The organism is Micromonospora sp. NPDC050187, from assembly GCF_044459745.1.
Classification (GTDB): Bacteria; Actinomycetota; Actinomycetes; order Mycobacteriales; family Micromonosporaceae; genus Micromonospora.
Map to the genome: position 1 here is coordinate 135,408 of NZ_JBITJH010000007.1, position 18,617 is coordinate 154,024.

Annotated in this window: 15 protein-coding genes; 13 read left to right on the forward strand and 2 right to left on the reverse strand. The window is 75.1% G+C overall.

The annotated features are described in order from the left end of the window. Nucleotides 1-141: 141 nt before the first annotated feature. Nucleotides 142-861, reverse strand: coding sequence for a hypothetical protein (locus ACIBJE_RS13955; RefSeq protein ID WP_396747949.1), 720 nt, complete (start codon nt 859-861; stop codon nt 142-144). A gap of 162 nt (nt 862-1,023) precedes the next feature. On the opposite strand from ACIBJE_RS13955, the gene ACIBJE_RS13960 reads away from it, so the two are divergent. From ACIBJE_RS13960 to ACIBJE_RS14000, 9 genes are all read left to right on the forward strand, one after another. Next, nucleotides 1,024-1,827 (forward strand): GNAT family N-acetyltransferase, encoded by an 804-nt coding sequence (locus tag ACIBJE_RS13960; RefSeq protein WP_396747952.1) that lies wholly within the window; start codon nt 1,024-1,026, stop codon nt 1,825-1,827. Then, nucleotides 1,824-2,675, forward strand: a complete 852-nt coding sequence (locus ACIBJE_RS13965; RefSeq protein ID WP_396747955.1) for a lysophospholipid acyltransferase family protein — start codon at nt 1,824-1,826, stop codon at nt 2,673-2,675. The genes ACIBJE_RS13960 and ACIBJE_RS13965 overlap by 4 nt, the downstream gene beginning before the upstream one ends. A gap of 86 nt (nt 2,676-2,761) precedes the next feature. Beyond that, nucleotides 2,762-3,463: a response regulator transcription factor gene (locus ACIBJE_RS13970; RefSeq protein WP_145836801.1), complete on the forward strand. Its 702-nt coding sequence runs from the start codon at nt 2,762-2,764 to the stop codon at nt 3,461-3,463. Further along, nucleotides 3,460-5,043: an ATP-binding protein gene (locus tag ACIBJE_RS13975; RefSeq protein WP_396747959.1), complete on the forward strand. Its 1,584-nt coding sequence runs from the start codon at nt 3,460-3,462 to the stop codon at nt 5,041-5,043. The genes ACIBJE_RS13970 and ACIBJE_RS13975 overlap by 4 nt, the downstream gene beginning before the upstream one ends. A 62-nt stretch (nt 5,044-5,105) precedes the next feature. Then, nucleotides 5,106-6,761, forward strand: coding sequence for a S1C family serine protease (locus ACIBJE_RS13980; RefSeq protein ID WP_396747962.1), 1,656 nt, complete (start codon nt 5,106-5,108; stop codon nt 6,759-6,761). 179 nt (nt 6,762-6,940) lie between these two features. Next, a complete protein-coding gene (locus ACIBJE_RS13985) occupies nt 6,941-7,612 on the forward strand; it encodes a BON domain-containing protein (protein WP_396747965.1) in 672 nt (223 codons plus the stop codon). A gap of 122 nt (nt 7,613-7,734) precedes the next feature. Further along, nucleotides 7,735-8,790, forward strand: a complete 1,056-nt coding sequence (locus ACIBJE_RS13990) for a glycosyltransferase family 4 protein (protein ID WP_396748176.1) — start codon at nt 7,735-7,737, stop codon at nt 8,788-8,790. 404 nt (nt 8,791-9,194) lie between these two features. Further along, nucleotides 9,195-10,373 carry a Cmx/CmrA family chloramphenicol efflux MFS transporter gene (locus ACIBJE_RS13995; RefSeq protein WP_396747968.1) on the forward strand — a complete coding sequence of 393 codons (1,179 nt, stop codon included), beginning with the start codon at nt 9,195-9,197 and terminating at the stop codon, nt 10,371-10,373. Nucleotides 10,374-10,526: 153 nt separating this feature from the next. Further along, the gene (locus ACIBJE_RS14000; RefSeq protein WP_396747971.1) at nt 10,527-10,907 is read left to right on the forward strand and encodes a VOC family protein; all 381 of its coding nucleotides are present in this window, start codon (nt 10,527-10,529) and stop codon (nt 10,905-10,907) included. Nucleotides 10,908-10,931: 24 nt separating this feature from the next. On the opposite strand, the gene ACIBJE_RS14005 is transcribed toward ACIBJE_RS14000, so the two are convergent. Then, complete coding sequence (locus tag ACIBJE_RS14005; protein ID WP_396748178.1) at nt 10,932-12,407, reverse strand: protein kinase; 1,476 nt, start codon at nt 12,405-12,407, stop codon at nt 10,932-10,934. A 210-nt stretch (nt 12,408-12,617) separates the two neighbouring features. Here ACIBJE_RS14005 and ACIBJE_RS14010 point away from each other — a divergent pair, with 210 nt between their 5' ends. Genes ACIBJE_RS14010 through ACIBJE_RS14025 form a run of 4 tightly spaced genes read left to right on the forward strand, consistent with a single transcriptional unit; the run spans nt 12,618 to nt 18,587 of the window. Beyond that, entirely contained in the window at nt 12,618-13,448 is an 831-nt protein-coding gene (locus ACIBJE_RS14010) for a patatin-like phospholipase family protein (protein ID WP_396747974.1), read from the forward strand. After that, nucleotides 13,448-14,494, forward strand: a complete 1,047-nt coding sequence (locus ACIBJE_RS14015) for a 1-acyl-sn-glycerol-3-phosphate acyltransferase (RefSeq protein WP_396747977.1) — start codon at nt 13,448-13,450, stop codon at nt 14,492-14,494. The genes ACIBJE_RS14010 and ACIBJE_RS14015 overlap by 1 nt, the downstream gene beginning before the upstream one ends. Nucleotides 14,495-14,504: 10 nt before the next feature. After that, entirely contained in the window at nt 14,505-14,825 is a 321-nt protein-coding gene (cutA, locus tag ACIBJE_RS14020) for a divalent-cation tolerance protein CutA (protein ID WP_145836795.1), read from the forward strand. Between the two features lie 48 nt (nt 14,826-14,873). After that, nucleotides 14,874-18,587, forward strand: coding sequence for an SCO7613 C-terminal domain-containing membrane protein (locus ACIBJE_RS14025; protein WP_396747981.1), 3,714 nt, complete (start codon nt 14,874-14,876; stop codon nt 18,585-18,587). Nucleotides 18,588-18,617: the final 30 nt, after the last annotated feature.

The window sequence follows — 18,617 nt, forward strand, 5'->3', positions numbered from 1 at the left end:
CTCGGCTCTGAGATGTGTCTCCACCTCAGGCAGGACCAGGTCCTCCCCAGGGGGGAGAACGCTACCTTGAGTAGTGGTGACGTCGCTGAAGTGGTGCCGCTCGGGCCGGACAGCCCGGTCCGACCGGCGACGGGGCGGCGGTCAGCCGGTGGGCAGGGCGATCCAGGTGGCACGGGCGTATGCCAGGAGGGTGCCGTCGAGGGCGTACAGGCTGGAGTGCACCAGGGCCTTGCGTCCCTCGCCGCCGGTCGCCGCGCCGGTCACCACGCACTCGTCGCCGGGCCGGGGCAGCGCCGCGACACGCACCGCGATCCGGCCCAGCACGTACGGGCGGCCGGGGCCGATCACCGCCCAGCCGCCGGGGCAGTCCAGCGCCGCCCAGACCGTCTCCGGACGGACCTCGGCCGGCACCCGGAACGGGGCCGCCGTCCGGCCGTCGGGAAGCCGGCCGGGAAAGATCCGTAGACCGTCGGGGTGCTCCGGCCCGCACACGTAGCAGCCGGGGAAGGGGTGACCGGTGAAACCGGGATAGTCGGCGGAGGCGGCCCGCGCGGTGGCCAGGTCCACCGCCGGCACGGTCGGGGTGAACCCCGCCACCGGCGCCACCTGGGCGACCAGCGTCCCGTCCGGGTCGTGGACCTCGTGGCGTCCGGGCTGGTCGGCGGAGGGCAGCACACGCAGCGGCACCCCCAGCGGCGGAGGCCGGCGCAGGGTCACCTCGACCGTGCCCGGTGTCGCGGCGGCGGAGCCGGCGTTCCCGTCGGCCGGGGTGACGTCGCCGACCGCGGTGGCGAAGACCCCGGCGCTCCAGCCGCCGTTGCCCGAGCCGGGCGGTCCGTTGTAGCGCGCCTCGATGATCATCCGATGGGTCCTCCGTCGCCACGACCCGGCGGCGGTGCCGGGCCTCTGGGCAGCCTGCCACGTCCCCGGCCCGCCGGCAGGCGCCCGGTCGGCGACAGGCGTTCATCCGATCGACATCCGCCGAACCGGTGCCCGGCAACCCCGGTCGCCTACACAGTGCTCATGGCCGTTCCGCACCCCCCTGGCACCCCTCTGACGACCAGCGGATACACCCTGCACATCGCCGACGACCCGACCGAGGTGGCAGCCGCCCAGCGGCTGCGTCACGAGGTGTTCGGCACCGAACTCGGGGCCACCCTGCGCCCCGGCACCGCCGGGCTGGACACCGACGACCTCGACCCCTGGTGCGACCACCTGATCGTCCGTCAGGAGCGGACCGGCGCGGTGGTCGGCACGTACCGGCTGCTGCCGCCGGGACGCACCGACCGCCGGTACGCCGAGCAGGAGTTCGACCTGACCGCGCTCGATCCGCTCCGCGACGATCTGGTCGAGGCCGGTCGCTCCTGCGTGCACCCGGACCACCGCTCCGGAGCGGTGATCAACCTGATGTGGGCCGGCATCGCCCGCTACCTGCACCTGCGGGGACGCCGCTGGCTGGGCGGCTGCGCCTCGGTGTCACTGGCCGACGGCGGGCACACCGCCGCCGGGGTGTGGGAGCGGGTGCGGGCCGGGCACCTGGCGCCCCCGCTCCTGCGGGTCCGGCCGTACCGCCCCTGGTTCGCGGAGCCGGACGCCCCGCCGCGGGCCGACGACGCCGGGCCGACGGTGGTGCCGCCGCTGCTGCGCGGATACCTGCGGCTGGGCGCGTGGGTCTGCGGCGAACCCGCCTACGATCCGGACTTCGGGGTGGCCGACTTCTACGTGCTGCTCAGCCTGGACCGGATGAACCCGCGCTACCTGCGGCACTTCCTCGGCGACCCGGCGGTCGAGCCGGCCGCCCCACGCCGGGCCGGGGTCACGGCGTGAGCGCCGTCGGGTACGACCTCTGGCGTCCGCTCTCCGCGTGCGGCGCGAGCTGCCTGCCGGCCGACGGCCCCGTGCCGGCCGTACCGGTCGCCCGGCGGACGGCCCGCGCGCTGGCCGTACTCGGGATGCTGCTGGCCGGAGCCGCGCTGGCCGCCGCGCTGCCGTTGCTGCCCGCTCCCGCCCGGCGGGCCGGGTGCCGGGTCTGGGCGCGCGGCACGGCACGGGCGTTCGGCGCGCGGCTGGTGGTCCGGGGCCGACCGCCGCGCGGCCGGGCGCTGCTGGTCGCCAACCACGTCTCCTGGCTGGACGTCGTGGCGCTGCTCGCGGTCGCCCCGGCCCGGATGCTGGCCAAGCGGGAGGTGCGGGCCTGGCCCCTGGTCGGCCTGCTCGCCCGGGGGGCCGGCACGGTCTTCGTCGACCGCTCCCGCCCCCGGGCGCTGCCAGCGACCGTGCGCCGGGTGGCCGACCTGCTCCGGGCCGGCCGGCAGGTCGCGGTCTACCCGGAGGGGACCACCTGGTGCGGTACGGTCGATCCGGTCCACGTCCGACCCCGGCCGGGCTTCCGGCCGGCGGTGTTCCAGGCAGCGGTCGACACCGGCGCACCGGTCGTGCCGGTCCGGATCGGCTACCGCTGCGCCTCGGTCGACGTCGACACCACCGTCCCGGCCTTCCTCGGCGAGGAGAACCTCTGGCGGTCGGTGCGGCGGGTGCTCGCCGCCCGGGACCTGGTGGTGTCGGTGACCGTCGGCGCGGCCCTGCACCCCGCGCCCGGGGCGGACCGGCGTGGCCTGGCCCGGACGGCGGAGTCCGCGTTGCGGCTGATGCCGGTGTGGAAGAGTGGTGCCTGAGTCCGGTTCACCGCGTCAGGGCGGCTTTCAGGGTTTTTGCAGGAAGCGTCCAGCCCGGGCGCAGCGTCGTCACGGATGATGGCCACATGGCCCCTACCCAGACCGAGGCGCGACTGCTCGTCGTCGAGGACGACCCCAACATCCTCGAACTCCTCTCCGCGAGCCTGCGCTTCGCCGGCTTCGACGTGGCGACGGCGACCAGCGGCAGCGCGGCGTTGAACGCCGCCAAGGACCACCGCCCCGACCTGGTCGTCCTCGACGTGATGCTGCCCGACCTGGACGGCTTCGAAGTGATCCGGATGCTCCGCGAGGGCGGCACCCGGACACCGGTGGTCTTCCTGACCGCGCGGGACGCCACCGACGACAAGATCCGGGGCCTGACCCTCGGCGGCGACGACTACGTCACCAAGCCGTTCAGCCTGGAGGAGCTGACCGCCCGGATCCGGGCGGTGCTGCGGCGCACGGTCACCGGGGAGCACTCGCCGTCCCGCCTCACCTTCGCCGACCTGGAACTGGACGAGGAGACCCACGAGGTGCACCGCGCCGGGCAGCGGGTGCAGCTCTCGCCGACCGAGTTCAAGCTGCTGCGCTACCTGATGCTCAACGCCAACCGGGTGCTGTCCAAGGCGCAGATCCTCGACCACGTCTGGAACTACGACTTCCGGGGTGACGACAACATCGTCGAGTCGTACATCTCCTACCTGCGGCGAAAGGTGGACAACACGCAGCCCCGCCTGATCCACACCCTCCGTGGGGTCGGCTACGTGCTGCGCAAGCCGGCGGCGTGAACGCCGTCGACCAGGCGAAGGGTCGACTGCGGGCCGTACCGCTACGGGTCAAGCTGGTCGCGGCCGTGCTCGCCCTGGTCGCCGCCGCCCTCGTGGTGATCAGCACGCTGACCACCTTCTTCCTCCGCACCTACCTGGTCGACCAGGTCGACGCGGAACTGCGCAACAACGAGGCGACCATCCGGGGTGCGATCAGCCGCCTGCTGTCCGAGGGGAACCCGCAGAAGGCGGACCTGCCGACCGACTACATGGTCGCGGTGATCGACGCCAACGGGGTCGAGCCGCTGAGGTACGACACCAGCAACCTGGGCCCGGCAGACCTGCCCGCGTTGTCCGGAAACCTCGACAACGCCCAGGAGCGCGTCGGTGAGCCGTTCACGGTGCGCTCCCAGGACGGCGGAATCCGCTGGCGGATGCTCTACATCCAGCTTCCCGACGGTCCGGTGCTCGCCATCGGGCAGCACCTCTCCGACGTCGACCGGGCGGTCAAGCAGCTCATCTGGATAGACCTGCTGGTCGGTGGCGCGGTGCTGATCCTGCTCGCCTCGATCGGCGCGGCGATCGTGCGGACCAGCCTGAAACCGCTGGTCGACATCGAGCGGACGGCCGGCGCGATCGCCGGGGGCGACCTCACCCGACGGGTGCCCGACCCGGAACAGGGCAGCGAGTGCCCCACCTCCGAGCTGGGGCGGCTCTCCCGGGCGCTGAACTCGATGCTCGCCCAGATCGAGGCGGCCTTCACCGCCCGGGCCGCCTCCGAGGCGTCGGCCCGGTATGCCGAGGCCGCCGCCCGGGACGCCGCCGAGGCGGCCCGGGCCTCCGAGGCACGGGCGATCCGCTCCGAGGAACGGATGCGGCAGTTCGTCGCGGACGCCTCCCACGAGCTGCGGACCCCGCTGACCACCATCCGGGGCTTCGCCGAGCTGTACCGGCAGGGCGCGGCCCGCGAGCCCGGGGAGACCGCCGGCCTGCTGCGCCGGATCGAGGACGAGGCCGCCCGGATGGGGCTGCTCGTGGAGGACCTGCTGCTGCTGGCGCGGCTCGACCGGGAGCGTCCGCTGTCGCTCGCGCCGGTCGAGCTGCCGGTGCTCGCCGCCGACGCGGTCCAGGCCGCCCGGGTGGTCGCCCCGGACCGCCGGATCAGCCTGGACATCGCCCCGAACTCCGGTCCGCTCGTGGTCCGGGGCGACGACGCCCGGTTGCGGCAGATCATCGGCAACCTGATGACCAACGCGCTGACCCACACCCCGCCGGACGCGTCGGTGACCCTGCGGCTGTGTGCCGAGGAGGCGACGGCCGTGGTGGAGGTGGTCGACACCGGCCCGGGACTCTCCGAGGAGCAGGCCGAGCGGGTCTTCGAGCGGTTCTACCGGGCCGACGCCGCGCGCACCCGACGGGTCGGCGGGGCCAACGGGACCGGCCTGGGACTGGCCATCGTCGCCGCCCTGGTCGCCGTGCACCAGGGCACCGTCGAGGCGGTGCCCACCCCGGGCGGTGGCGCGACGTTCCGGGTCCGGCTGCCGCTGGCCCCGGAGGAACCGGGCGACTCCGTGGAGGAAGTGGGCAACGACACCCGGTGATTTTCAGGCAACATTCAGGTGGGTTCCAGGCTGAACGCAGCCCATGGGGGCAAGGTGGGGACATGACCGAGTACGAGACCGACCCGCAGCGGCGACCGGCCGACGCCGAGCCGGTGCATCCCACCGCCGAGCTGCCCCGCGCCGAGCACGCGCAGTCGCCGTACGCCCCGGACGCCGCTGCGGCGTCCGCCGACCGTTCCGGGACCGACGTGCCCACGGTGACGCCCCCCGCCTCCGGCGTGCCGGCGACCGGCCCTGCCCCGGCCGACGCCCCCACGTCCTCGTTCGCCTCCACCGCCGCCGTCCCGCCCGACGCTCCGGCTGCTGCGCCCGGACCGGCTCCGGCTCCGGGTGGTGCTTTCGGTTCGGCTCCCGCTGCGGGTGGTGCTCCCGGATCGGCTCCGGGCGGTGCTCCCGGGCCGGCTCCGGCCGCTGCACCACAGGGCTGGCGACCGGCCGACGCGGCGCCCCCCGCTGCCCCGCCCTACCCGGGCCACGTGTCCGCCCAGCCCGGCTACCCCTCGTCCGGCGGCCCCCATCCGAACGCTCCCTGGTACCCGGGGAACCAGGGCGGTTGGCACGCCGGTCACCCGGGGCAGCCGGGAGCGTCCGGGCCCATGCCGCCCGGTGGACCGGTTCCGCCGTGGGCGCAGGGTCCGGCTCCCCGACCCCACACCCCACCGGGTCGGGTGGCCAAGTTCGTCGCGGCCGGGGTCGCCGCGCTGGCCCTGATGGTCGGCTCCGGAGTCGGCGGCGGCGTGCTCGCGCTGGCCCTGTTCGAGGATGCCGGCACCAGGGTCACCTACTCGGCCGCTCCGGTGCTCAACGGCGCCGACCTGCCGAAGATCGCCGCCGCCGTGCAGGACAGCGTGGTCTCCATCCAGGCCGGCAGCGGCGAGGGTTCCGGCGTCATCCTGACCGCCGACGGGTTCGTGCTGACCAACAACCACGTGGTCGCCTCGGCCGGTGGGGAGACCGTGCAGGTGGTCTTCGCCAACGGCAGGAGCGCCGCCGCGGAGGTGGTCGGCACCGACCCCAGGACCGACCTCGCGGTGGTGAAGGCGGCCAACGTCTCCGGTCTCCAGCCGGCCAAGCTCGGCGACAGCGACGCGATGCAGGTCGGCGACCAGGTGCTCGCCCTGGGCAGCCCGCTCGGCCTCCAGGGATCGGTGACCGCCGGCATCATCAGCGCCCGGGACCGGACCATCCGGGCCGGCAGCCAGCAGGACCCGCAGGCCGGGGCCAGCTCCATCTCCGGCCTGCTCCAGACCGACGCCCCGATCAACCCGGGCAACTCCGGCGGGGCGCTGGTCAACACCCGGGGCGAGGTGATCGGCATCAACACCGCGATCGCCACCAGCGGCCAGAGCAGCGGCAACATCGGCGTCGGTTTCGCCATCCCGAGCAACAAGGCCAAGCTCGTCGCCGAGCAGCTCCAGCGGGGCGACAAGGTCAGCCACCCCTCGCTCGGGGTGAGCGTCACCGGTGCCGAGGACGGCGGCGCCCTGATCTCCGTGGTCAACCCGGGCAGCGCCGCCGAGAAGGCCGGCCTGCGCCAGGGCGACGTGGTCACCAAGTTCGGCGACAAGACCATCGCCGACTCGAACGACCTGGTGGCGGCCGTGCAGGCCGGCAAGGTCGGCGACCGGGTGGAGATCGAGTACCGCCGCAACGGCGCGACCGCCACCGTCACCGCGACGCTCGCCGAGGCGTCCTGACCGAAGCTGTCTCCTCCCCGCCGACGGCGGGCGGCGGAACCGAGGGGGTCGGTTCCGTCGCCCGCCGTCCCCTTGTGCCCAGCGTCCCCTTGTGCCCACCCGGCCCGGGTGAGGGCACCTCACCCCGGTCGCGGGCATCGTCGACGGCAACCGTGGGGGGCAGGGGAGAGGGGAGCGGCATGACCACAGCGGCGGGACGACCCACCGACGGGCAGATCCAGCAGGACGTCTCCGAGGAGCTGGTCTGGGAGCCCCGCGTCCCGTCGACCGGGGTCGGGGTGACCGTCCACGACGGGGTGGTGACGCTGACCGGCCAGGTGGGCAGCTACGCGGAACGGTGGGCCGCCGAGCGGAGCGCGCAGCGGGTGCGCGGGGTCCGGGCGGTCGCCGACGACCTGGAGGTGCGCCTCGGCGCCGACGCGGAGCGTACCGACGCCGAGGTGGCGCTCGCCGCGGTCCGCGCGCTCGAGTGGGACAGCTACGTACCGGCCGAGCGGCTCGACGTCACCGTCGCCAACGGCTGGGTGATGCTCCGTGGCCAGGTGGAGTTCGGCTTCCAGCGCCGCGCGGCCGAGCGCGAGTTGCGCCGGCTGCGCGGCGTGCGGGGCATCACCAACCTGGTCCGGGTACGCCCCCGTGGCCCGTCCACCGGCCAGGAGCTGCGCCAACGGATCCAGCGGACGCTGCTGCGCCGGGTCGGCACGGAGGGGGTCACGGTCGAGGTGGCCGGGGACGCCGTGCTGCTCGCCGGCACGGTGCACACCCTGGCCGATCGGGACGAGGCGGAACGGATCGCCTGGTCGACCCTGGGTGTCTGCGTGGTGCGCACCGAGGTGACCGTCGCCGGCTGACCCGGCGGTCCGCTCGTTTACCCCCGGCGGTGGCGGGAAGACACCGCCCGGAATCTGACAGGGGAGGCGTCGTCGTCGTGAACCACTCGTCCGCCGCGCGCGAGGGGCCGTTGCGGATCGCCATGGTGGTGCCTCCCTGGTACCCGGTCCCCCCGTCCGGCTACGGCGGCCTTGAACAGGTGGTGGCCGGTCTGGTCGACGGTCTGCTCGACCGGGGACACCGGGTGACGCTCTTCGGCGCGGGTGCCCGCCACGGCACGGACGCGGCCTACGTCCCGACGGTCGGCGAACTCCAGCACGAGCGGCTCGGCGAGTCCCTGCCCGAGCTGGCCCACCTGGCGCGGGTGCACCGTTCGCTCGACCCGGCCCGCTTCGACGTGGTCCACGACCACACCACGATCGGGCCGCTGCTGGCCGACCGACGGAGCCTGCCCACGGTCGCCACCGTGCACGGCAATCCGGTCGGTGAGTACGGCGACGTGCTGAGCCAGGTGCCCTCCTCGGTCGGTCTGGTCGCCATCTCGCACGCCCAGCGCCGGCTGAATCCGGGCCTGCCCTGGGTCGGGACCGTGCACAACGCCCTGGAGACCGCGCTCTTCCCGCGCAAACGCGCGCCGGGCGTCGGCCCGGTGCTCTGGTTGGCCCGGTTCAGTCCGGACAAGGGCCCGGAGGTGGCCGTCGCGGCCTGCCGGGCGGCGGGCCTGCCGCTGGTGCTGGCCGGCAAGTGCAACGAGCCGAGCGAGCGCCGCCACTACACGGAGGTAGTCGAGCCGCTGCTCGGGCCGGACGTGCGGGTGGTGTTCGACGCCGATCGGGAGACCTGCCTGCGGCTGCTGGTGGAGGCCCGCTGCCTCATCATGCCGATCCAGTGGGACGAGCCGTTCGGCATGGTGATGGTCGAGGCGATGGCGACCGGCACCCCGGTGGTCGCGCTGAACCGGGGCGCCGTGCCCGAGGTGGTCCGGCCCGGGGTCACCGGGCTGGTCTGCGACCGGCCGGAGGAACTGCCGGCGGCGCTGCGCGAGGTGGACCGCCTGCGGCCGGAGGACTGTGTGGCGCACGTGGCGGAGCACTTCTCCACCAGCGGAATGGCGGGTGGGTACGAGGCCGTGTACCGGCGCTCGGCCGCCCGGCCGTACACCACCCCCGCCGAGCCGGTCCGGACGCCCGTCCGCTGACGGATCCGTCAGCCACGCTCCCCGAACCCGTAGCTGCGGTCGACGGTCAACCCGATTGACGACGGGTTCACGCGCTGACTAGGGTTCGCCCGTGTCCAGCCCCGAGGCGTCCAGACGCTAGCCACCGGTCTCCGGTGGCGGTGATGTCGCTCTGAAGCGCTGTCGATTCTCCAGACGGCGCCGTTTGGCCGTACCTGCCACCGGACCGCCGTGGGCTGTCCTGCACGAGGTCGCGACCAGGTTCACCGTCGTCCTCGTCGCCTCCGTGCCACAGCCCGGTCCCCCTCGCGCGGTGGTCCCCGTGCACCCCGCCGGACCGATGGCCCGTCGCCGACGTCCGGCCGTGCCCGCCGTGAGTCCACCGCGTCCTCTTCATCCATGTACGTCGAGGGATGTGGTGTGCCATGCCCATTGCCATCTACCTGCTCGGACTGGCGGTCTTCGCCCAGGGGACGTCCGAGTTCATGCTGTCCGGCCTGCTCCCGGACATTGCCCGTGACCTGCGTGTTTCCGTCCCGGCAGCGGGAGCGCTGACGTCTGCCTTCGCCGGAGGAATGATCATCGGAGCGCCGCTGACGGCCATCCTCAGCCTGCGGTGGCCGAAACGACGGGCACTACTGGTCTTCCTGGGCGTCTTCATCCTGGTGCACGTCGTCGGGGCGGTCACCACCAACTTCGGCGTCCTGCTGGCCAGCCGGGTCGTCGGAGCGCTGGCGTACGCCGGCTTCCTGGCCGTCGGCCTGGCCACGGCGACCGGGATGGCCGGGCCCCAGGCCCGGGGGCGGGCCGCCGCCGTCCTGCTCGGTGGCATCACCCTGGCCTGCGTCGCCGGGGTGCCCGCCGGTGCCCTGCTCGGTCAGTTGTGGAGCTGGCGCTCGGCGTTCTGGGCGGTGGCCGTCGTCTCGCTGCCCGCCGTCGTCACCATCCTGCGCTCGGTTCCGGCCGGTACGCCGGACGTGGCCGCCCCTGGCGCCCGACGGGAACTGCGGGCGCTGCGCCGTCCCCGCCTGCTCGTGTACCTGCTCCTGGGTGCCCTGGTGAACGGCGCGACCTTCTGCACCTTCACCTACCTGGCTCCCCTGGCCACCGACGTCAGCGGGTTCGGCCGGCAGTGGGTGCCCGTGCTGCTGGCCCTCTTCGGCCTGGGATCGTTCGTCGGGGTGACCATCGGGGGCCGCATGTCGGACTCCCGACCGATGCGACTCCTCGTGCCCGGTGGGCTGGCGCTGCTCGTCGGCTGGTTCCTGTTCACGGTGACCGCCGAGCACGCGTACGTGGTGTTCCCGCTGGTCTTCGTCCAGGGAGCCCTCTCGTTCGCGGTCGGGTCCACCCTCGTCACCCGGGCGCTGTACGAGGCCGTCGACGCACCGTCCCTGGGTGGCTCGTTCGCGACCGCCGCACTCAACGTGGGAGCGGCCGTCGGCCCCCTGCTGGGCGGTGCCGCCATCGGTGCCGGATTCGGTTACCGGTCCCCGCTGTGGGTCAGTGCGCTGCTGGTCGCCCTGGCGTTGCTGGCAGCGGGACTCGCGACAGCGTGGCGGCCGGGTCCGGACGGAGCCGTCGGGGAGACGGTCCCCACCTGACGCCGGTCGGACCGACCGGGCGAGGCCCAGAAAAACCCTGCCCACCGGCTCGCCTCGCCCGGTACGGTCGCGCACGTGTTCCCACTGCGGGGAGCCCAAGGGCTCCGCGCACGGCAGTCCTGGCAGTTCCCGCGCGGAGAGTAGGTCTCGTCAATGGCATGTCGTATCAGTGAACTCGTGCTCGGTTGCCGCGACCCCGAGGTGCTGGCGCGGTTCTGGTGCGAGGTCCTGGACTTCGTGGTGCTCGATCGCGAAGAGGACGGCACCCTGGAGATCGGGCCGCGCGAAGGGTTCGGCGGCCCGCAGCCGACGATCATCCTGAGCCGCAGGGACGAGCCGGAACAGGGGAAGCCCCGGCTGCACATCGACGTCAACGCCACCGACCGCGATCAGGACGCCGAGCTCGAACGTCTCCTGAAGCTCGGGGCGCGTCCGGTCGACATCGGCCAGACCGGCGAGGAATCCTGGCACGTTCTCGCCGACCCCGAGGGAAACGAGTTCTGCCTGCTCAGGGCCCGCCTCAACCCGCTCTGACGGCTCGCTGTCCCCGGTGCGGCCCTAGGTCCGCGCGGCGGCGAGGCGTTGCAGGGCGGTGTCGAGCTGGCGGGCGTACCCGGGGGTGATCGCGCCCTCGCTGACCCGGCGCGCGACCTTCTCCCGCAGCTGCGCCACCGACTGCGTCACGTCGTGCTGGCCGACGGCTGCGGCGGCGGTCAGGTTGCGCAGGTGGTTGTCCAGATCGAGGCCGACGTCCTCGCGGATCTCGCCGGCCGTGACCCCGGCGTCGATGAGCTGGTCGAGCCGACCCACCGCGCTCTCCAGGGTTTCCCCGTCGGGGTTGGCGGGGGGTTGCGACGAGGTTTCCGCCGGGGGCCGGGACGGGCGTTCGACAGCCGTCCCGGTGGGGCCGGGCGACTCTCCGGTGGGCTCGACCGCCAGCCCGGTGGTCGGCTGGACCTGCGCGGGCGGAGGTGCCGTCCCGGGGTCGTCCGGCCAGACCAGCGCGACCGGGACGAGCACCGCGACCGCCCCGGCGGCCAACCCCAGGGCCCACCGGCCCGGCCGCCGGTCCGGCGGTGCGTGCGTCCGCACCCCGTCGGCCGGTGCCCGACCGGCCGACGGCGTCGGTGCCGGCCCGGCTGGCTCGGGCACCGGGGCGGGCCCGTTCGACGGCAACGGCACGGTCTGCGCGGGAGCCGGATCGGCGGCGAGCTGTCGGCCCAACGCCTCGGCGACCTGCCGCGCGGTCGGGCGTTCGGCCGGATCCCGGGCGAGGCAGCGCAGGCAGGTCCGTGCCACCGGCGGCGGCAGGTCCGGTACGCCCGCCAGCGACGGCGCCTCCCGGGTCTCCAGCGCCACGCTGAGCTGCTCCCAGGTGTCCGCCGGGTACGGCACCCGGCCGGTCAACGTCTCGTACAGCAGCACGCCGAGGGAGTAGACGTCGGTCGACGGCTGGGCGGGTGCCCCGTCGAGGCGCTCCGGTGCGACGTACGCGGGTGTGCCGAACGTGCCGCCGTCCTCGTCCTCGTCCGGGGCGCCGATCCGGGTGGCGATGCCGAAGTCGAGGACCTTCGCGCCGACGGCGGTCATCATCACGTTGGCCGGGGTGATGTCCCGGTGCACGATGCCGAGCCGGTGGGCGGCGGCGAGGGCGTCGGCCACCTGCACGCCGATCTCCACCGCCTCGGTCCAGGGCAGCGGCCCCTCGGTGAGCCGGCACTCCAGCTCCTCGCCGCTGAGCAGCTCCATCACCACGAACGAGGTGATCGTGCCGTCCGGGGCGATCGCCTCGCCGTAGTCGTGCACCGAGGTGACGTGCGGGTGGACGAGCTGCGCGGCGGACCGGGCCTCCTCCCGGACCATGTCCCGGAAGCGGGCGTCGGCGGCCAGCGACGGGGCGAGCACCTTCACCGCGACGATCCGGTCGAGCACCTCGTCGCGGGCGCGCCAGATCACCGACATGCCGCCGGAGCCGATCCGGTCGACCAACCGGTACCGGCGAGCCAGCAGGCTGCCGGCGTGAAGCGCTCCCATCACTGAACGCACCTGCCTCGGGTCGGAGCGGTATCAGGTTGCGGGAATGTGTCCGGGGTGTCAACGGCTGGCCGGTTCGGCGGGACGGTACGGCCCGTGCCACGCCGGTCGGCGGAGGGTGGTGGGACCGGGGGGCGGTCCCGTCCCACCGGGCGTTGCGCCGTCCACCGGCCGACGGTCGACGGGCACGGACGTGCCAGGATTGACGCCATGACTGGCGGTCCGGTGGCGTTCGTGCTGGGTGGCGGGGGAGTGCTGGGCGCGGTCGAGGTGGGCATGCTGCGCGCTCTCTTTCGCGCCGGGATCCGCCCCGACCTGGTGCTCGGCACCTCGATCGGGGCGGTCAACGGGGCGCTCGTCGCCGCCGACCCGACCGAGACGGTGACCGACCGGCTGGTCCGGCTCTGGGCCTCCCCCGAGGCGAGCGAGGTGTACGGCGACTCGGTGGCCCGGCAGTTGCGCCGGTTCGCCGCCCGTACCCACCTGCACTCGCCCCGCCCGCTGCGCCGGTTGCTGGAGGCGGAGCTCGGCGCGGAGACCACCTTCGACGAGCTGAAGGTCCCCTTCCGGTGCTGCGCGGCGAGCATCGAACGTGCCGCCGAGCACTGGTTCAGCACCGGCCCGGTGGTGCCCGCCGTGGTCGCCTCCGCCTCGGTGCCGGGGCTGCTCCCCCCGGCGGAGATCGGCGGGGAACACTACGTGGACGGTGGCATCGTCAACTCGATCCCGGTGGGCGAGGCGGTCGTGCTCGGCGCGCGGCGGGTCTTCGTCCTCCAGGTGGGACGGATCGAACGGCCGCTGACCCCGCCCCGGCGGCCGTGGGAGGTCGCCCAGGTCGCGTTCGAGATCGCCCGCCGGCACCGGTTCGCCCGGGAGTTGGCGGCGCTGCCCGACGGGGTCGAGGTGCACGTCCTGCCCACCGGCGGGCTGGAACCCCGGGACGACTCGCCGTGGGCGTACCGGGACATGGCCGCGGTGGGCCGGCGGATCAGCCGCGCGTACATCGCCTCCCGCGACTACCTCGCCGCGCTGGACCGCTGATGCCGTTGCCGCCGGGTTGGATCCGCCGGGTGCTGCTCGCCCCGGCCGTGGTGTTCCTCGCCTTCACGGTGGTCACCACGCTGCCGGTCTGGCTGCTGGTCGCGGCGGCGCTGTCACCGTTCGTCCCCGGCCGGCTGCGCCCGCTGCGCCTGGTCTGGATCGGCGTCGTCTACCTGGTCTGGGACGCTGCCGCGCTGCTGGCCCTGTTCGGGCTCTGGATCGCCTCCGGCTTCGGCTGGCGGCTCCGCGCCCCGGCCTTCCAACGGGTGCACTACCTGCTCGCCGGCTGGTTCCTGCGGGTGCTCTTCTGGCAGGCCCGCTGGACGCTGCGGCTGAGCATCGACGTGGCCGGCAGCGACCCGGACACCGCCCTGCCCGGCCGGCCGGAACTGGTGCTCTGCCGGCACGCCGGACCGGGTGACTCGTTCATCCTGATCCACGCGCTGGTCAACTGGTTCTACCGGGAACCGAGAATCGTCCTGAAGGACGCCCTCCAGTGGGACCCGGCGATCGACGTCCTGCTCAACCGGCTGCCTACCCGCTTCCTCGCACCCGGGGCCCGCCGCGACGGGACGGTGCTCGACCAGATCGCACACCTCGCCACCGGGCTGGACGACAACGACGCGTTCGTCATCTTCCCGGAGGGCGGCAACTTCACCCCCCGGCGGCGGCTGCGGGCCATCGACCGGCTCCGGTCACGGGGCCTGGAGGGCATGGCGGTGCGCGCCGAGCGGATGCGGCACGTGCTCGCGCCCCAGCCGGGCGGGGTGCTCGCCGCGCTCGACGCCGCCCCCGAGGCCGGGGTCATCTTCGTGGCGCACACCGGGCTCGACAAGATGCTGACCGTGGCGGACGTCTGGCGGGAACTGCCGATGGACAAGCGGATCGTCATGCGGTTCTGGTCGGTCCCGCCGGAGGAGGTCCCGACCGGGCGGCAGGAGCGCATCGACTGGCTCTTCGACTGGTGGGCGCGGATCGACCAGTGGATCGAGGCCAACCGCGACGGTACGGCCACGCTGAACGGCGACGGGCCGCCTGACGCGTAGGGTGCGCTGCGTGGATCAGATCTGCGTGGTGACGACCGTGGTGGACGCGCGCTCGGTCGCGGACGTGCTGGCGGCGACCGCCGTGGCCGGACGGCTGGCGGCCTGTGCCCAGGTCGGCGGTCAGGTGGACAGCACCTACTGGTGGCAGTCCGCGATGGAGACCAGCGCCGAGTGGTCGGTGCAGTTCAAGACCGCCTCGGACCGGGTGGACGCCCTCGTCGACCAGATCCGGGCCAGCCATCCGTACGAGGTGCCGGAGATCCTGGTCACCCGGGTGGCGAGCGGCAACCCGGACTACTCGGCCTGGGTGCACGAGCAGACCCGGCCCTGAGTACGCGCACTCTGGGCCGGCGGTGTCCGGCCAGGGCAGGATGACCCCGTGCAGACCAGCGGCTACCCCTGTCCCGCGTGCGCGGCACCGGCTGACCTGATCGTCGGTTGCCGGACCTGCGGCCGGGGACCCGACCCGACCGCCGCCGAGGTGGTCCGGCTCGACGCCGAGATCACCGTCCTCGCCGGGCGGCTGGAGCAGGCGCGGCGGGCGTACCGGGACCTCGGCGTGGCCCTGGGTGCGGCCCAGCGGCGCCGGGCCGACCTGGCGGCGCGGGTCCGGGCGAGCCGGACGGTGCCCGCGCAGGCCACGGTGGCCCCGGCCCCTGCCATGGTGCGCCCGCCCCGGCCTGCGGTGGCCCCGACCCCGTCGGCGCCGCTCCGCACGGGCCTGGTTCCGCCTGGCCCGGTGCCGTCCGGTCCGCCTCAGATCCGGCCGGTCGCCGCAGGCCCGGTTCCGGTCGGCCCGGCGGCGGTGGGGGGCACCCCCGCCGGGCAGCGGGAGACCTCCACCCGGACGGTGCAGAGCGTGCTCTTCGTCCTGGGCGGACTGCTGCTCGGCACCGCGGCCATCGTCTTCACCGCGGTCGCCTGGGCGGCGGTGGGCGTCGTGGGTCGGGCGGCGATCCTGGCGGCGGTCACGGCGCTGGCGCTGGCCGTGCCGGCGGTCGTGGTGCGCAGGGGACTGCGCGGCACCGCAGAGACCGTCGCCGCCGTGGGGCTGCTGCTGGTGCTGCTCGACGGGTACGCCGCGTGGGCGGTCGACCTGGTCGGCGTCGCCGGTTGGCCGGTGACCCGGTACGCCGCGCTGGTCGGGGGGGCCAGCGCGGCGGTCGCCACCGGGTACGCGCTGCTCACCCGGCTGTCGGTGCCCTGGTTCGGGGCGTTGCTCGTCGCGCAGCCGGTGCTGCCGCTGCTCGCCGTCGAGGCCCGACCGGGCGTCGCCGGGTGGACGCTGGTGTTCGCCGGGGTCGCCCTGGTCGACTTGGCCGTGGTGCACGTGCTGTCGGCCCGGGTCGGTGCGGGCGGGCCGTTGGCCGTCGCGGGCCGGGTCGCCGCCTGGACCGGTCACGCCCTGGCCCTGGCCCCGGCGGCGGTCTGCGCGGTGGTCGCTCTGGTGCGGGGGGAGGCCTTCGGCACGCCGCTCGCGGCCGGGCTGCCGCTGCTGGTGGTGGGGGTGGTCCTGGCCGGGGCCGCACTGGTCGCCGGCAGCGCGGTCCTCCGGGCCGTCGCCGCCGCGCTGCTGGTGGTCGTCTCGGCCCCGGCGGTGCTCCGCCCGGTGGCCGAGCTGCGCCCCTCGGTGCTGCTGGTCACCTCGGCGGTGGTGGTGCTCGCGCTGGCCGGTGCCGTCCGGGCACTGCCCGCCGGGCTGCGCAGCGGCCCCCGGGCCGGGGCGCTCGTCGTGGCCGGGGTGATGGCGCACGTGGTCCTGGTGCCGACCGGTGGGCTGGCCGCCGCCGCGGTGCTCCGCTCCGTCCCGCCGTGGCGGGGCGCGACGGCCGGCCCCGACCTGCCCTGGGGCTGGCAGCTCCCGGTCGCGGTGCTGCTGACCGTCGGGGCGGGCCTGCTCCTGCTGCCCCGGGTCGCCCGGATCCCGGTCGCCCTCGGCGGCGGCGTGGTCGCGGTGCTCGCCGCGCCGGCCGTCCGGCCCGCGCCCTGGCCGGCGGTGGTGGCCCTCGGGTTGGCCGCCGGGGTGGTCCTGCTCCTGGTGGCGGTGTTCCGGTCGGGCGGACGGGCGTACCACCCGCCGCTCGCCGCCGCCGCTGGCGTGCTCCTGACCGGCCACGCCCTGCTCGTCGGCCTCGCCGCGCCGGTGGGGGCCGGCGCGGTCCTGGCCGGGGTGCTGATCGTCGGACTGGTGGTGGCCGGCCGGGCCCGACGGCTCGATGGCCCGGTCCGGTGGCTGGCCGGCCCGGCGCTGACCGTGGCGCTGCTCGCCGTACCGGCCCTGGTGGTGGTGACGCAGATCGAACTGGACCCGGCGCTGCCGTGGCGGCTGCGCGGGCCGGCCGTCGCCGTCGGGCTGCTGCCCGTCGCGCTGGTCGCGGTCCGTCGGCACTGGCCCGACCTCCAGCGGTACGCCGGTGCCGCGTTGGCCGGGGCGCTGCCGGTGGCCGGTCTCGCGCCGGTGGTCGTACCGGCCGGGGAGTCGGTGCCGGTCTACCTGTCGGCGGCGGTGCTGGTGGCGGTGGTGGGAGCCGCCGTGGTCCGCCCGACCGGTGGCCTCCGGGTGGTCGGCGTCGCGCTGGCGGTGGCGACCGGCGCGGTGCTCGTCCCGGCCGCCTTCCGGGTGCTGGTCGCTCCGTACGGCTGGCTCGGATCGGTCTGGTCCGGCGTGCCGGACGGGGTCGGGCTGGCGCCCGGGATGGCCCCGGCGCGACTCTCCGTCGGGGTGGCGTTCCTGGTGCTGCTCCTGGCCGTGGCGGTGGCCGCCCGGTCCACCCTGCTCGGGCGGGACCGGGCGGTGCTGATCGCCGTGCCGGTCGGCGCGGTGGCCGTGCCGGTGCTCCTCGGCGGGGCCGGCGCACCCTGGCCGGTGCTGCCGGCGGTGTCCCTGCTGCTCGGCGCGGCGGGCCTGCTGTTCGCCACGCTCACCACCGCCCCCACGGTCGCGGCCCCCGCGCCGCCCGCCGGGCCCGTCGGGTCACCGGCCGACTCCGTGACCGTCCCGTCCGACTCCGTGACCGTCCCGTCCGGCTCCGTGACCGTCCCGTCCGGCCCGGGTCTCGTCCCGTCCGGCCCGGGTTCCGCATCGCCCGTCAGGGCCGCGCGTCCGTCGTTGCTCCGGCTGGTGCTGCCGGTGCTGGCCGGCACCGGGCTGACCCTGGCCGGGGCCGGGTTGGCCGGCCTGCTGCCGACCCGCGCCGGCACGCTCGCCGGGCTGGGCCTGGCGCTGGTGGTCGCGGTCGTGGTCGGGGTCGCCGGTCGGGTCGACGCCGTCCGTCCGGTCGGCTGGGCGGGCGCGGCCCTCACCGCCACCGCCTTCGCGGTCACCGCCACGGTCGCCGCCGACCTGCCGCTGCGCACCGCCGGGTCGGCCGTGCTCGCGGTGGCGGTGCTCGTGCTGGGCACCGCCGCCCTGCTGGCGCGTCGGCGGCCGGCGGAGGGGCTGGTGCTGGACGCCGCCGCCCAGGGGGTCGCCCTGACGGCGCTCCTGCTCAGCGTCGGGTCGCGCCGGCAGGCCGCCCTGGTCTGCGTGCTCTGGGGCACCGCCGTCGCGCTGCGGGCGCTGCGCCCGGGGGAGTCGGTCGGTCGGCGGTGGACCTTCGCGGCCGTCGCCGGGGGCAGCGTGCTGCTCGGGGCGTGGCTCCTGCTCACCGTCGCCGAGGTCACGCTGCTGGAGGCGTACACCCTGCCGGCGGCCGGGCTGGCGCTGCTCGCCGGGCTGGTCGCGCTGCGTACCCGACCGGGGTTGACGAGCTGGACCGCCCTCGGCCCGGGGCTCGCCGCAGCGCTGCTGCCGAGTCTGGTGTCGGTCCTGGTGGGCGCGGACCCGCAACCGTGGCGGCGGCTGCTGCTCGGTGCCGGTGCGGTCGGCGTGGTGCTGTTCGGCGCGGTCCGGCGGTGGCAGGCCCCGGTCGTGCTCGGCGGGAGCAGCCTCGTCCCGCTCGCCCTGCACGAGGTCGTCCGCAGCTGGGACCTGGTGCCCCGGTGGATCTTCCTCGCCGTCGGCGGTCTCGCGCTGATCGGACTCGCGACCACCTACGAGCGTCGTCGGCGGGATCTGGCCCGGCTGCGTTCCGTGGTGGGGAGAATGGGGTAGGGCCTGCCCTACCCGCACTTCGGGGGGTCG

Coding starts and splice junctions, on each gene's coding strand:
- ACIBJE_RS13990 (WP_396748176.1), top strand. CDS start 7,735: ATGGTGGTGCCTCCCTGGTACCCGGTCCCCCCGTCCGGCTACGGCGGC.
- ACIBJE_RS14005 (WP_396748178.1), bottom strand. CDS start 12,407: ATGGGAGCGCTTCACGCCGGCAGCCTGCTGGCTCGCCGGTACCGGTTG.
- ACIBJE_RS13995 (WP_396747968.1), top strand. CDS start 9,195: ATGCCCATTGCCATCTACCTGCTCGGACTGGCGGTCTTCGCCCAGGGG.
- ACIBJE_RS13970 (WP_145836801.1), top strand. CDS start 2,762: ATGGCCCCTACCCAGACCGAGGCGCGACTGCTCGTCGTCGAGGACGAC.
- ACIBJE_RS14000 (WP_396747971.1), top strand. CDS start 10,527: ATGGCATGTCGTATCAGTGAACTCGTGCTCGGTTGCCGCGACCCCGAG.
- ACIBJE_RS13960 (WP_396747952.1), top strand. CDS start 1,024: ATGGCCGTTCCGCACCCCCCTGGCACCCCTCTGACGACCAGCGGATAC.
- ACIBJE_RS13980 (WP_396747962.1), top strand. CDS start 5,106: ATGACCGAGTACGAGACCGACCCGCAGCGGCGACCGGCCGACGCCGAG.
- ACIBJE_RS13985 (WP_396747965.1), top strand. CDS start 6,941: ATGACCACAGCGGCGGGACGACCCACCGACGGGCAGATCCAGCAGGAC.
- ACIBJE_RS14010 (WP_396747974.1), top strand. CDS start 12,618: ATGACTGGCGGTCCGGTGGCGTTCGTGCTGGGTGGCGGGGGAGTGCTG.
- ACIBJE_RS13955 (WP_396747949.1), bottom strand. CDS start 861: ATGATCATCGAGGCGCGCTACAACGGACCGCCCGGCTCGGGCAACGGC.
- ACIBJE_RS14015 (WP_396747977.1), top strand. CDS start 13,448: ATGCCGTTGCCGCCGGGTTGGATCCGCCGGGTGCTGCTCGCCCCGGCC.